This is a genomic window from Microtetraspora glauca (genome assembly GCF_040656155.1).
Lineage (GTDB): Bacteria > Actinomycetota > Actinomycetes > Streptosporangiales > Streptosporangiaceae > Microtetraspora > Microtetraspora glauca.
On record NZ_JBFALK010000026.1, the window covers coordinates 79,208 to 92,501 of the forward strand.

Consider the following 13,294-nt stretch of genomic DNA (forward strand, 5'->3'; position numbering starts at 1 on the left):
GTTGCCGTATGCGGATCGGGATCGTCACGCCGGTGGTCGTGCAGCTACCGGGCGTGCACTCCGAGTGGGAGCGCTCAGCCGGGATCGAGGAGATCGGGCTGATCGCCGAGGCCGCGGACCGGCTCGGCTACCACCATCTGACCTGCAGCGAGCACGTGGCCATCCCGGCCCCCGTCGCCGAGGAGCGCGGCGGCACCTACTGGGACCCGCTGGCCACGCTCGGCTACCTCGCGGCGCGTACCCGCCGGATCCGGCTCGCCACGCAGGTGCTGGTGCTCGGCTACCACCACCCGCTCGCCGTCGCCAAGCGGTACGGCACGCTCGACCGGATCAGCGGAGGACGGCTCACGCTGGGCCTCGGCGTGGGCAGCCTCAAGGAGGAGTTCGAGCTGCTCGGCGCCTCGTTCGAGGGGCGCGGACCGCGCGCGGACGAGGCCATCGCCGCCCTCCGCGCGGCCCTCTCCCAGCGGGAGCCGGAGTTCCACGGCGAGTTCTACGACTTCTCGGGCTTCGTGGTCGAGCCGCACGCACGGCAGGAACGGGTGCCGATGTGGATCGGCGGCCGGACCGCGCGATCCCTGCGCCGCGCGGTGACGTACGGCGACGGCTGGGTGCCGTTCGGCCTCCCCTTCGACCGGCTCTCGGAGATGGTCGGCGAGGCCGACCTCCCGGCCGGGTTCGAAGTCGTCCTCGCCACCGGCCGCGCGCTCGACCCGATCGGCGCGCCGGACATCGCGGCACGCGCCCTCGAACGCGTACGCGACGCGGGCGCGACGGTGGCCGGGGTCACCATCGCCGCCGCCTCGGCCGAGAACTATGTCGAACAGCTCCAGGCGCTGCGCGACCTGGGCATCGGCATGGGCATCAGCTTCGGAACCCAGGACGGGAGCGCGGAATGAGCGACACCGAGCAGCGGCTGGCCAGGCTCGAACAGCGCCTGGGCGCGATCGAGGACGAGCTGGCGATCACCCGGCTGATCCTCTCGTACGGCCCGCTCGTGGACAGCGGCAGCGCGGACGCCGTCGCGGCGCTGTGGGAGGCCGACGGCGTCTACGACGTCGACGAACTGCTGATGAACGGGCGCGACGAGATCACGGCCATGGTCCTGTCGAAGGCGCACCAGCGCTGGATCTCGGGCGGTTGCGCCCACTTCGTCGGGGCGCCGCACGTCACGGTGAACGGCGACGACGCGGTCGCGGTCGGCTACACCCTCATGATCGTCAGAGACGCCGCGTCCGGCGCGTTCACGCTGCGCCGCGCCACGGCCAACCACTGGCGGCTGCGCCGGGGATCGGACGGATGGCGGGTCACCACCCGGACCAACCGCGTGCTCGACGGCCGTCCCGAGTCGCCGGAGCTGCTCGCGAGCACGTTCGCCGGCTCGCACACCGGCGAGCGCGGGAGCACCGTGTGACGTCCCCCGGCCCCGCTTCCGCCCCCGCCGACGAGGGGAACACCCGCGACCGCACCGACCGGGACCAGATCGTCGAACGGCTGGCCGAACTCGCCTCCGCGCTCGACCGGCGCGACTGGGACCGCGTCGGCGCGGCCTTCACCGAGACGGCCACCGGCTACCGCCGCACCGGACGGGCGGAGATCGTGCGGACCGTCCGGAGCCACCTGGGCGGATGCGGGCCGTCCCAGCACCTGCTCGGCAACCACCGCGTCGCCGTCGACGGGGACCGGGCCAGGTCCCTGACGTACGCGCGGGTCTACCACCAAGGGGCGGGCCCGTGGGAGGGCCGCTCGTACGAATGCTTCGGCGAGTACGACGACCGCTGGGCGCGCACCACGGACGGCTGGCGGATCACCTCGCGCGTCTTCACGATCACGATCTCGCTGGGCGACTTCGACGTCCTGCGACCCGGCTGACCGACCGCTCCCCCAGCCCCGGTTCCGGGCGGTCTCACGGTTCATCCTGAGCCTGATGCCCGCAGCCGGATGCGCCGGAGCCGGATGTCCCGGAGCATCCCCGGATTGTCGCCCCCGATCCGCCTCTCGTGCGGCTCCTGATCGCCCCGGACCCCAACGCCCAGGGACGCCCGTCGATCGCGCGACCGGCGGCGGGTCCGGGGGCGGGGTGTGCCGCCGGTAGTGTGAAACGGTGCGCACTCGGCGGGAGACCGGCAGGAGCGCGGTCGCGGTGGTGCTGCCCAAGCTGGTGTTGCTCGCGTCCGTGCTGCTCGGCGTCGGCCTGAGCTACGCGACCGCGCACTTCTGCGGAATGTCCATGTCCGGGGCGCCTCTTTCGCACTCCTCCACGCACGGTGTGCCCGCGGCGTCCTTCGCGGACATCACTCCGGCGCACGGGATCCCCGCGGCATCGTCCGGCCTGTCGGTCACGGCTCTGCAGAACGTGGCGGCGGTCCACGAGGGGGCGAGCGGTGCCAATCCGTTCGTGCAGTGCCTGACGGCGGTCGCCGCCGTGCTGGTCACCGTGGCGCTGGGCCTGATCGTCCTGGGCCGCCCGTCCGGAGACGCCGCCAACGTCCGGGAGCGCCCGGCCCGGTTGCCCGCCGTACGCGGATCGCCGTCGCCGTTCGCGCTGTCGCTCCAACGGGTCACGGTCCTGCGCGTATAGAGGCTCCCACCGGGCCCGGCGAACACGCGGCCGTCCTCGGGACGCCCCGCCACCTCGCCCGGGTCCTTCAGGATCCTCATTCAGCTGCGAACCGTGAGCGGAATTTCCCATGCCATCGATCGATCGACGGTTCTTCCTGCGCGCCGGCCTGGCCGCCGCGGCGGGCGGAGCCCTTGCTTCCGCGTGCTCCCGTGAGAGCACCGATTTCGTCCGGCCCACCGGGGACGAGGTGCGCGCCGCCGAGGCGGCCCGGCGCCCCGGCCGGGTACGCGAGTTCCACCTGCTGGCCCAGGAGGGCCACGCCGACCTGGGCGGCCCCGCCGTACGCACCTGGATGTACGGCGACCGCCTCCCGGGCGAGCCGATCCGGGTCAGGGCCGGTGAGGTCGTCCGGGCCCGCCTGACCAACCGGCTGCCCCAGGACACGACCGTGCACTGGCACGGCCTCGCCCTGCGCAACGACGCCGACGGCGTGCCGGGCGTCACCCAGCCGGCCATCCCCGCGGGCGGCGAGCTGGTCTACGAGTTCACCGCCTCCCATCCCGGGACGTACTGGTTCCATCCGCACCACGGCCCCCAGCTCGACCGGGGGCTGTACGCGCCTCTCATCGTGGAGGATCCGGCCGAGCCGCTGAGCTACGACGAGGAATGGGTCGTCGTCCTGGACGACTGGCTGGACGGCGTCACCGGAACGCCCGACGAGGTGCTCGCCGAACTCACCTCCATGGCGGCCATGGGCCACGCCGCGAGCACCCCGAGCGGCGGGCACGGCGGGCACGGCGCGATGTCCGACGGCGGCGCGTCCGACGGCGGCGCGGCCGACGGGGACGGCGCGGACGGCGGACACGGGGGCCACGGTGACATGGCGATGCCCACCCCCACCCCCTCGGCCTCCGCGAAGTGGCCGCACATGATGATGAACGCGGAGAGCGACCTCCTGGGCGGCGACGCCGGGGACGTCTACTACCCGCACTTCCTGGTCAACGGAAAGATCCCGGCGTCACCGGAGACCCGTACGGCCAAGCCGGGTACCCGGCTGCGAATCCGGTTGATCAACGCGGGCGGCGACACGGCGTTCCGGGTCGCGCTGGGCGGTCACGCCATGACCGTGACCCACACCGACGGCTACGCCGTCGCACCCGTGGAGACCGACGCCCTGCTGATCGGGATGGGTGAGCGGTACGACGTGCTGGTCACCCTCAAGGACGGGGTGTTCCCCCTGGTCGCGCTGGCGGAGGGCAAACGCGCCCTCGGTCGTGCTCTGGTCCGCACCGCCGCGAGCGCCCGCGCGCCCCGGGCCGATGTCCGACCGGCCGAACTGGACGGCCGTCTCGTCGGCTACGACGCGCTCGTCCCGGCGGACGCCGTACGGCTGGCCGGGAAGACACCGGACCGCACGATCACGCTGACGCTCACCGGCAGCATGGCGAAGTACGACTGGGCGATCAACGGGAAGGCGTTCGATCCGAAGGTCGTCGAACCGGTCCGGCCGGGCGAGCGGGTGCGGCTTTCCTTCGTCAACCGGAGCCTGATGTGGCATCCGATGCACCTGCACGGCCACACCTTCGCCCTGGGGAGGAGCGGCGCGCGCAAGGACACGGCGATCGTGCTGCCCGGCGCGACGGTGAACGCCGACTTCGAGGCGGACAACCCCGGCCTCTGGATGATCCACTGCCACAACGTCTACCACGCCGAGGCCGGGATGATGACCCTGCTCGGTTACCAGGCCTGAAGGGAGCCTTGAGATGATCAAGAAGTTCGGCCTGGCCGCCGGCGCACTGCTACTGGCGGCGGTGCTGACCGCCTGCGGCGCGGACGAGTCGTCCCCGCAGGACGCGCCACAGAGCACGCGACAGAGCACGCGGCAGAGCACGTCGCGGGCCGCCGACCCGGGCGTCGGGCACGTGCACGGGCTGGGCGTCGATCCGGCCACCGGCACGGTGTACGTCGCGGGACACTACGGCCTGTTCACCGTCGAAGGGGGCACGCTGCGCCGCGTCGGCGACCGCGACGCCGACCACATGGGCTTCACCGTCGCCGGCCCCGGGACGTTCTACGCCAGCGGCCACCCGTCCGCCGAGGACATCGCGGACGGGCGGCCCCCGCACCTGGGCCTGATCCGCTCGTCGGACGCCGGAGCCACGTGGCAGCAGGTGGCACTCGCCGGGAAGGCCGACTTCCACGCGCTCCAGGTCGCGGGCACGAGGGTGTACGGCTACGACGCGCAGACCGGCCAGGTCTGGCGCGGCGAGGGCGCGACGCTCACCCCGGAGGCCCGGCTCGACCTGCTCGACCTGGGCGCGGGCACCGGAAGGCCCGGCACCGTCTACGCCACCACACCCGACGGGGTGAAGATCAGCACGGACTCGGGCCGGACCTTCCGGCTCCTGAAGGGCGCGCCGCTGCTGTCATTCCTCGACGTGACGGACAAGGACGGCCTGATCGGTGTGGCGCCCGACGGCCAGGTGCGCTCCAGCACGGACGGCGGCGCCACCTGGAAGGCCGGAGGCCGCCTGCCCATGCAGGCCGTCGCCTTCACCGCCGTCTCGGCGGAGCGCCTCCTCGCCGCCTCGATGGACGGCACCGTGTACGAGTCGACGGACGGAGGCACGAGCTTCACCACCATCCACCAGCCCTGAGCGCGTACGGCTCGCTCATGAGTCGGGCGATCCCCTCCGGCACCGAGCTGGAGGGGCGTCGGGCCGATGAGCCGGACGGCCGGGGAGGGGCGTCAGCCGCATCTCCGCGCGCCGCCTGACCGTCATCTCTCTGGACGGCATGGATGCTCGACGAGATACCGCAGCTCGGCCTCGGTGAAGATCATGACTTCACTCTGCTAACTCAACCATGCTTGAGGTCAATCCCGTTCGGCACGCTCATGACCCTGCGCACACGGCCCCTGCGCGCCCCGGACGCCGCCGCCCTCGACGACACGGGTCGACCGGCGACGCACGTGATCCACGGAGAAGCGGCCCGTCGACGACGTTCCTTCCGGGCACGAATCGGGGCAAGATGAAGCATGGTCAGGCTCGGCACCGCCACGTCCTCGGACGTCCCGCGGATATGGGGGCGTGAGCTGCGCTCACTGCGCGACGCCACGGGCGCCCCGATCGCCTTCGGCGGCCCGGTCACGGACGGCCGGCTGCGCCTCCAGCACTTCGACGGCACCCGTACCGGCCTCCTGTCCGGGCTCGCGGTGTCTTCGGGCGCCGGGGTCGGAGGCCGCGCTTGGGGCGAGGGCCGCGTGGTCGGCGTGGACGACTACCGCACGGCCGGCGAGATCTCCCACGACTACGACGTCCCCGTCCTGGCCGAAGGGATCCGAGCCACCGTCGCGGCGCCGGTGCTCGTCGGCAGGACGGTCCGAGGCGTGATCTACTCCGCCGTTCGCGAGAGTCCGGGACTGGGTGACCGCCTCAAGACCGCGACCACGGCGGCGGCCCGCACGCTGGCACGGCGGCTGGCCATGGAGGATGAGATCGACCGGCGCGTGGCCGCCCACGTCGAGTCGGTCGGCAGGCTGCACGCGAGCGCGGTCGAAAGGCTGCGCACAGTCCACTCCGGCCTGCACGCGTTGCTGCGGAGCACGTCCGACGACGCGCTCCGCCGGCGGATCGCCGAGCTGCTGGCGGAGGTGTCCGGAGCCGCCGGCGAGACGTCCGGTGACGTGCCCGCGCTCAGCGCTCGCGAGCTGGCCGTGCTGTCGATGGTGGCGACGGGACGGACCTACCCGAGCGTGGCGGCGGAACTCGGCATCTCACCTATGACCGTCAAGAGCTACATGCGCGACATCCTCGTCCGGCTCGACGCGCACAGCCGGCACGAGGCCGTCGTCGCCGCCCGTCGCCACGGCCTCATCCCGTGACCCCCCATCGGGGGGTGTCGCGGCGGGACGATCAGGGTCACCATGTGCGGCGGACGACCAAGGAGGCCGCGATGTCGATCGACCCCACATCCGCACTGCGCGCCGCGCGAGACGAGCTGCTCGACCTGCGCACCTCATACGGCGACGCCGTCGAGAGGTTCTCGTGGCCCGACGTGGGCGACACCTTCAACTGGGCGCACGACTGGTTCGAGACGTGGGCGCGGGACAACGAGCGCACCGGCCTGGTGATCGTCGAGGAGGACGGGAGCCGCGCCGCGTACTCGTTCGCCGAGCTGTGCCGCAGGTCCGACCAGGTGGCCCGTCATCTCGCGGCCGGTGGAGTCGGCCGCGGCGACAGCGTCGTGATCATGCTCGGCAACCAGGTCGAGCTGTGGGAGACGATGCTCGCCGTCATGAAGCTGGGCGCGGTCATCATGCCGACGACCACGGCGGCCGGTCCTGCGGAGCTCACCGACCGGCTCGACCGCGGGAACGCGAAGGCGGTCGTCTGCAATGTGGCGGACACGGCGAAATTCGAGGCCGTTCCCGGCGGCTACCTGAAGGTCGTCGTGGGAGGAACGGCCGACGGCTGGAGCGAACTCGCGGCGGCGTACGAGCTCGACGCCGCCCCGCTTCCGCACCCGGGCAACGTGAGCACGGACCGGTTGCTGCTCTACTTCACCTCGGGCACGACCAGCAGGCCCAAGCTCGTCGAGCACACCCACGTGTCCTATCCGGTGGGCCACCTGTCGACGATGTACTGGCTGGGCCTGCGACCCGGAGACGTCCACCTCAACATCTCCTCGCCCGGCTGGGCGAAGCACGCCTGGTCGAACTTCTTCGCGCCGTGGCTCGCCGAAGCGACCGTCTTCGTCTACAACTACGCGCGTTTCGACCCGGTGGCGCTGCTGGCGCGGCTGCGGTCCGAGAACGTGACCACGTTCTGCGCCCCTCCCACGGTGTGGCGCATGCTCATCAACGCCGACCTGTCCGAGTCACCCGGAGCGCTTCGCGAGGTGGTCGGCGCGGGCGAGCCGTTGAATCCCGAGGTCATCAGCCAGGTCGAGAAGAACTGGGGGCTGACCATCCGGGACGGTTTCGGGCAGACCGAGACCTCCGCGCTGGTGGGCAACTCACCCGGCCAGCGCGTCAAGCCGGGATCCATGGGCCGCCCGCTGCCCGGCGTCCCGGTCGTTCTCGTGGACGCGACGACCGGTGCGCGGCTCTCCGGCGAGGGCGAGGGAGAGATCTGCCTGGACCTGTCCCGGTCCCCGTTGAGCCTCATGACCGGATACCAAGGGGACGAGACGCGCAACGCCGAGGCGATGGCGGACGGCTACTACCACACCGGCGACGTCGCGAGCCGGGACGCCGACGGCTACGTCACCTTCATCGGGCGCACCGACGACGTCTTCAAGGCCTCCGACTACAAGGTCAGCCCCTTCGAGCTGGAGAGCGTCCTCATCGAGCATCCCGCCGTCGCGGAGGCCGCCGTCGTTCCCGCTCCTGACTCCGTCCGGCTGGCCGTTCCGAAGGCGTACGTGGTGCTGGCACCGGGTCACGAGCCCGGCGAGGAGACGGCGCGGTCGATCCTCGCCTACGCCCGGGAGCATCTGCCCCCCTACCTCCGGGTCCGCCGGCTGGAGTTCTACGACCTGCCGAAGACGATCTCCGGCAAGATCCGCCGGGTCGAACTGCGGGCCCGCGAGGAGCGGCACGCGGACACGCGCCTGACCGGCGAGTGGCGCGACGACCAGTTCGACCTGTCCTGAGCCCGCCGGGGCCCGCCTGATCCGCGCCACCCAGCGCCGGATCAGGCCGCCAGGTCGGGTTCGAGGTGGGAGCCGAGCTGGCAGTACAGCTCGAGCTGGTCGTAGTAGTCCCGGTCGGTGATGATCCGGCCGTTCTCGGTCGCGCACGCGCAACCCCGGCCCAGCGGCCCGCCCACAGGCCGCTGGGCCGGGGGTCGCAGCGTCAGGTGCGGACGTTCAACCGTCCGGTGTGCAGGAAGCGCGGCCGGTCGCCGTCGCCATCACCGACGAAGGCGACCGCCGGGTGGACGCCGCCCCGGGCCTCGGCGAACACGAAGGTGTCGCCGCGCAGCCGGGCCAGCTCGAACCGCCGCGGCCCGCCGTGCTCGGCCATCACGCCGAGCGGCGTGACCGTCACCCACAGCCGTCCGGCCTCGTCCCCGGCCACCTCCCACGCCATCACGTCCGAGACGTACCGGCCGGCGTAGCGCGGGACGTCGATCGGCAGCGGAGGGGCCGGGGGCGACGGCGGCTCCGGCGGCACGACCCCGGCCAGGCGGCGCAGGATCGGATCGACCAGCCCGGCGCGCAGGGGGTCGGGGTCGCCGCCGTTGGTCAGCAGCGCCACGGCCACTCCCGCGTCGGGCACGAGCCGCAGCGTCGCGGCCTGCCCCGGGGTGGACCCGTCGTGCCCGGCCACCGTTCCGCCGGTCCAGCGCGGCAGCTCCCAGCCGAGCCCCCAGTGGCCCGGACGGCCGAGATCGGGCAGCGCGACCTGCGGCTCCCGCATCAGCCGCGCCGACGACACGGGCAGCAACGCCGGGTCCCCGCGCATGTGGGCACGGGCGAAGGCCAGCAGGTCGCCGGCGCGCATCGCCAGGCTGGCCCCGGCCGGGTCGTTCGACCGCATCAGCGACCAGACCGGCACCGGCTCGCCGTCCGCGTGCCCGACCGCCGTATCGTGGAGGATCGCCTCGTCGGCGCAGGTCGCGGCGTGGGTCAGGCCGAGCGGGGCGATCAGGTGCGTGCGCAGCGCCGTGTTGTACGGCACGCCGCGCAGCACCTCGACGATCCGCCCGAGCACGACGTATCCGGCGTTGTTATAGGACCAGACCGCCCCCGGCGGCGAGAGCCGCGGCACGTCCTTGAGCAGTGCGACCAGCTTCTCGATCGCGTCGTCGCCCCGACCGGTGTCCACGAAGACGTCCCCTTCGAAGCCGCCGGTGTGCGCGAGGAGCTGCCTGATCGTCACCGGCTCCGGCAGCCCCAGTTCGGGCAGCACGGACTGCGCGGTCTGGTCGAGGTCGAGCCGTCCCTCGCCTACGAGCTGGAGGATCAGGGTCGCCGTCCACGCCTTGGCGATCGAGCCGATCTGGAAGAGCGAGTCGGTGGTCGCGGGCCGCCCGGTGCGGGTGTTGAGCAGGCCGGTCGCCGCCTCGGCCGTCTCGTCGCCGGCGGCGATGGCGATCGCGGCTCCGGTGATCCCGTGCTGCCGGGCCAGCTCGCCCAGGCGGGCACGCAGGGCGTCCGGGTCGAGCGGGTCGCGCGGTTCGATGGTCACGCGGCTCCTCCGAAGGTCGGGTCGATGCGGTACCCGAACGGCGGCTCGGCGCCGATCAGGTGCCGGGTGAGGAAGTCCCACTGGCGGCGGAGCACGTGCGCCTCGGCGTGCATGTAGCCGTGCGCGGCGTTGGGGACCATGAGCATCTCGAAGTCGGCGTCCGCCCGGATGAGCGCGTCGACGAGGCGCAGCGACAGGGCGGGATGGCAGTTGTCGTCCATCTCGCCGAAGAGGATCAGCAGTTTGCCCTTCAGCCGCTCGGCGTGCGGCAGCAGCGAGTCGGCGGTGTAGTCCTGCGGCGGCGGCCCCTGGTAGGTCTCGCTCCAGATCGCGTAGTAGCCGCTGTGCTCGTGGTCGCCGGCGGAGGCGACGCCCACGTCGAAGAGCTCCGGGTGCGTCAGCAGCGCCCGGACGGTGGCCGCGCCGCCGCCCGAGTGGCCGGCGATCCCGACCCGGTCCAGGTCGAGGTAGGGCCGCTCGGCCGCGAGCTGGGTGATCGCCGCCACGTGGTCGGCGAGTCCCACCGACACTCCGGGGTCCCCGTAGGAGGCGTCCTGGAACGCCTTGCCCCGGTACGGCGTGCCGCGCCCGTCGAGCACCACCACGGCGAGGCCGAGCGCGGCCAGCGACGCCGCCCCGGCCGCGGGGTCGAGCAGCCAGGGGTCGAGTGAGTGGCCGCGCAGCGTGGTGCGGAGCTGCCGGGGGATCTGGGGGCCGTTGTAGACCGAGTCGAGGATCGGGTAGCGCCGGGACGGGTCGAAGTCGCCGGGCAGGAACAGCAGGCCGTGCACGTCGGTCACGCCGTCGGCGGCCTTGGCCGTGAACCGCTCGGGCGCCCGCCAGCCCGCCTTCTCCAGCGCGCTCAGGTCGGCGCGCTCCAGCTCCATCACGACCGCGCCGTCGGCGTCGCGCAGCACCGTGACGCTCGGCATTCCCGGTGTGGCGTAGGTGTCGACCAGCCGGCGGCCGTCGGGCGACACCTGGACGTGGTGGTCGCCGTCCTCGGGCGTGAGCACGGTGACGCCACCGCCGTCCAGGCCGGCTCGGCACAGCCGCCGGTCGTACGGGTTGGAGCCGTGTCCGCCAGACATGAAGAGCACCTCGCGGGCGTCCCAGTCCACCCGGAGCACATCGCGCACCAGCCACTCGCCCTCGGTCACGGCGTTCTTCAGCTCGCCGCCCGCGTATCGGTAGAGGTGGCCCCAGCCCGAGCGGTCGGAGTACCAGAGCACCTCGTCGCCGCGGGTGCTCACCAGCGGGGCCTCCACGATGGTCGGCGCGGAGTACATCACCGTCTCGCTGTGCTCCCGCAGGACCACGGTCGCCTCGCCGGTCCTGGCGTCGATCCGGTACAGCACGGCGGCCCGGTAGCCGCGGGTGCCGTACAGCATCCAGAGCGTCTCGTCGTCCTCCCACCAGACCCTGCCGACGCCGAGCGGCGCGTCGTGGGTGAAGGTGAGCGGCTCGATGGCGATGTCGACTCGGTCGCCCGTCTCCGCGTCGAAGATCATCTGCTGGAAGGTGGGGAGCGGGTCGCCCGGCATCTCGTAGTGCAGGGTGTGGGCGAGCGGCCGGGGCCCTCCGCCCGGCGGGCTGGCCTGGGTGAGGGTGAGCGTGGGCACATGCCGCTGGTCGACGCGGAGCGTGACGAACCTGCGCCCGTCCGGGGCCCAGACGAGCAGCGGCGGCGTGGTCATGCCGGCCTGGGCGACCACGATCGGCAGCCGGTTCTGGTCGCTGGGCAGGCCGTACGCGTGGCCCTCCGTGCCGTCATGGGTGATCCGCACGCCGTTCACCGCGAGGTTCCCGTCCTCGACGGAGACGGCGTGGCGTCCGTCCGGCGAGGTCTGGACGCCGGTCAGCTCGGGCGGCAGCACGGGCTCCGCCGCCGGAGGGGCCCCCTCCTCCACCCGCTCCCGCTTGTCCGGAAATATCCGGACAAGTGAGGGGCCGTCGGGGGTGCTCACCTGGTAGGAAAACGATCCGTCCTCCCAGACCGGGGTGATCGCCGCCCGGTGCACGAGCCTCGGCTCCTGCGACGGATGCAGCGCCTCGGCACGGCGATACGCCTCAATCATTCGGTCTCTCCAATCGCGTGATCGATCAGGGCGTCGAGATCGCCCATGAGGGTTTTGTGGATGGTCGCGACGAACCACGCCCCGGCGACCGCGGGGACGAGCAGCAGCAGGAGGCCGCCGCGCAGGTCGAGCGCCGCCGTGGACAGCGCGAGCAGCCCGGCCCCGATCAGCCCGCCGAGCGCGATGATCAGCCCCAGGGCCGCCATCGCGTGCGCCCGGTCCGCGGGCCGTACGACCGAGAGCGCGCCGATGAACAGGCACGGCCCGATCACCGCGAGCAGGGCCTGGCCCAGCGCGAGCAGTGTGAGCATCACCCACAGGTTCGGCGCGACCGCCGACAGGCCGAAGGCCGCCGCGGCCGCCCCGAGCGTGCCGCCGGACAGCGCCATGAAGCGCGCCGGCCCCGCCCGGTAGGCCGCCTCCGCCCGGCCGCCGAAGGCCGCGAGCGCCACGATCGACACCGCGGCGCCCGCGCTGGTGAACAGGCCGCGCTGGCCGGGGGTCAGGCCGTAGTCCTGCTCCAGCAGCGTCGAGACCACCACGCCGTACGGCACAGCCAGCGCGCCCATCGCGGTGAAGCCGACGCATATCCGCCGCACCGACGGGACGCGCAGCACCCTCCGCACGGTCCCCCAGAAGCCGGGCAGGTGCTCCTGGGCCGGGGCCTCCGCCGCCGTCCCCGACCTGGCCCGCAGCTCGGCCACGTCCCAGCGGCCGAGCTCCGGCTCACGCAGCCGCAGCGCGTACAGGCAGGCCACCAACGACACGGCGCCGAGCGTGGCGAACACCGCCCGCCAGTCCATGCCGAGCCACGACACCAGCCCGGCGATGACCAGCGGTGCCAGGATCCCGGCCAGCGGCGAGGACGCCGAATACAGCGACATCACCCGCATCCGGGCGGCGGGCGGGTAGGCGTCCATCAGCAGGGGCGGGTGCAGCAGCGCCACGGTGCCGGTGCTCGCGCCGTTCAGCACCATGAGCCCGGCCAGTGAGACCGGCCCGACCACCGAGCCGGTGAACAGCGTGGTGAGGCTCCAGGCGAACCCGGTGCCGACGGCCAGCCGCACCCGGTGCGGATAGCGGCGCAGGAGTGCCGCCACCGCGAACGGCGCCACCCCCGCCGCCACGCCCTGGGCGGCGACGATCCCCGACAGGGAACCGGCGTTCATCCCGAACGAGGCGGCGACCTCGGGCGCGAGCACGCCGAACGCCTGGGTCTGGAAGTTGTCCACGACCGCGAGCACGGTCAGCGCCGCCATGAAGGACAGCCCGACGCCGTGCTCCCCGAGTGTGCGCAGCAGCGGCGCGGTGTCGCCCTTCCCACCGGTGACGCCCAGCACGGCGCGGGCGTCCTGCCTGCTCAGCGGATCGGCTGAGCGTGAAGGATCGTTCATGCCGAACGATGATCACGCGCCGGGGCGGCGGCGCACGAGGGCCGTTGGGGTGGGGACCGATGGG

Annotated in this window: 12 protein-coding genes; 8 read left to right on the plus strand and 4 right to left on the minus strand. The window is 72.9% G+C overall.

Annotated elements, in window-relative coordinates; translation table 11 throughout:
• Nucleotides 1–8 precede the first annotated feature (8 nt).
• From AB0I59_RS36045 to AB0I59_RS36080, 8 genes are all read left to right on the plus strand, one after another.
• The gene (locus AB0I59_RS36045; protein WP_358140217.1) at nucleotides 9–899 is read left to right on the plus strand and encodes an LLM class F420-dependent oxidoreductase; all 891 of its coding nucleotides are present in this window, start codon (nucleotides 9–11) and stop codon (nucleotides 897–899) included.
• The gene (locus tag AB0I59_RS36050) at nucleotides 896–1,414 is read left to right on the plus strand and encodes a nuclear transport factor 2 family protein (RefSeq protein WP_358140220.1); all 519 of its coding nucleotides are present in this window, start codon (nucleotides 896–898) and stop codon (nucleotides 1,412–1,414) included. Before AB0I59_RS36045 ends, AB0I59_RS36050 begins: the two co-directional genes overlap by 4 nt.
• Complete coding sequence (locus tag AB0I59_RS36055) at nucleotides 1,411–1,872, plus strand: nuclear transport factor 2 family protein (RefSeq protein WP_061259570.1); 462 nt, start codon at nucleotides 1,411–1,413, stop codon at nucleotides 1,870–1,872. Before AB0I59_RS36050 ends, AB0I59_RS36055 begins: the two co-directional genes overlap by 4 nt.
• 232 nt (nucleotides 1,873–2,104) lie before the next feature.
• Nucleotides 2,105–2,581, plus strand: coding sequence for a hypothetical protein (locus AB0I59_RS36060; protein ID WP_358140223.1), 477 nt, complete (start codon nucleotides 2,105–2,107; stop codon nucleotides 2,579–2,581).
• Between the two features lie 109 nt (nucleotides 2,582–2,690).
• The gene (locus AB0I59_RS36065; RefSeq protein ID WP_358140226.1) at nucleotides 2,691–4,313 is read left to right on the plus strand and encodes a multicopper oxidase family protein; all 1,623 of its coding nucleotides are present in this window, start codon (nucleotides 2,691–2,693) and stop codon (nucleotides 4,311–4,313) included.
• A 13-nt stretch (nucleotides 4,314–4,326) separates the two neighbouring features.
• Nucleotides 4,327–5,220, plus strand: a complete 894-nt coding sequence (locus AB0I59_RS36070) for a F510_1955 family glycosylhydrolase (protein ID WP_358140229.1) — start codon at nucleotides 4,327–4,329, stop codon at nucleotides 5,218–5,220.
• Nucleotides 5,221–5,600: 380 nt separating this feature from the next.
• Nucleotides 5,601–6,446, plus strand: coding sequence for a helix-turn-helix transcriptional regulator (locus AB0I59_RS36075; protein ID WP_061259574.1), 846 nt, complete (start codon nucleotides 5,601–5,603; stop codon nucleotides 6,444–6,446).
• A 71-nt stretch (nucleotides 6,447–6,517) separates the two neighbouring features.
• Nucleotides 6,518–8,218: an AMP-binding protein gene (locus AB0I59_RS36080; RefSeq protein WP_358140232.1), complete on the plus strand. Its 1,701-nt coding sequence runs from the start codon at nucleotides 6,518–6,520 to the stop codon at nucleotides 8,216–8,218.
• A gap of 41 nt (nucleotides 8,219–8,259) precedes the next feature.
• On the opposite strand, the gene AB0I59_RS36085 is transcribed toward AB0I59_RS36080, so the two are convergent.
• From AB0I59_RS36085 to AB0I59_RS36100, 4 genes are read right to left on the minus strand one after another with little or no spacing between them, the layout of a single operon-like run.
• On the minus strand, nucleotides 8,260–8,394 hold the full coding sequence (locus AB0I59_RS36085; RefSeq protein ID WP_358140235.1) for a hypothetical protein: 135 nt from the start codon (nucleotides 8,392–8,394) through the stop codon (nucleotides 8,260–8,262).
• A 26-nt stretch (nucleotides 8,395–8,420) separates the two neighbouring features.
• Nucleotides 8,421–9,758, minus strand: a complete 1,338-nt coding sequence (locus AB0I59_RS36090) for a serine hydrolase domain-containing protein (protein WP_358140238.1) — start codon at nucleotides 9,756–9,758, stop codon at nucleotides 8,421–8,423.
• A complete protein-coding gene (locus AB0I59_RS36095; protein ID WP_358140241.1) occupies nucleotides 9,755–11,836 on the minus strand; it encodes a S9 family peptidase in 2,082 nt (693 codons plus the stop codon). Before AB0I59_RS36095 ends, AB0I59_RS36090 begins: the two co-directional genes overlap by 4 nt.
• A complete protein-coding gene (locus AB0I59_RS36100; RefSeq protein ID WP_358140244.1) occupies nucleotides 11,833–13,230 on the minus strand; it encodes an MFS transporter in 1,398 nt (465 codons plus the stop codon). The genes AB0I59_RS36095 and AB0I59_RS36100 overlap by 4 nt, the downstream gene beginning before the upstream one ends.
• Nucleotides 13,231–13,294: the final 64 nt, after the last annotated feature.

Bases quoted from the DNA above. Each gene is read 5' to 3' on its own strand.
- AB0I59_RS36045 (WP_358140217.1), top strand. From the start codon at position 9: ATGCGGATCGGGATCGTCACGCCGGTGGTCGTGCAGCTACCGGGCGTG.
- AB0I59_RS36070 (WP_358140229.1), top strand. From the start codon at position 4,327: ATGATCAAGAAGTTCGGCCTGGCCGCCGGCGCACTGCTACTGGCGGCG.
- AB0I59_RS36075 (WP_061259574.1), top strand. From the start codon at position 5,601: ATGGTCAGGCTCGGCACCGCCACGTCCTCGGACGTCCCGCGGATATGG.
- AB0I59_RS36100 (WP_358140244.1), bottom strand. From the start codon at position 13,230: ATGAACGATCCTTCACGCTCAGCCGATCCGCTGAGCAGGCAGGACGCC.
- AB0I59_RS36065 (WP_358140226.1), top strand. From the start codon at position 2,691: ATGCCATCGATCGATCGACGGTTCTTCCTGCGCGCCGGCCTGGCCGCC.
- AB0I59_RS36095 (WP_358140241.1), bottom strand. From the start codon at position 11,836: ATGATTGAGGCGTATCGCCGTGCCGAGGCGCTGCATCCGTCGCAGGAG.
- AB0I59_RS36050 (WP_358140220.1), top strand. From the start codon at position 896: ATGAGCGACACCGAGCAGCGGCTGGCCAGGCTCGAACAGCGCCTGGGC.
- AB0I59_RS36080 (WP_358140232.1), top strand. From the start codon at position 6,518: ATGTCGATCGACCCCACATCCGCACTGCGCGCCGCGCGAGACGAGCTG.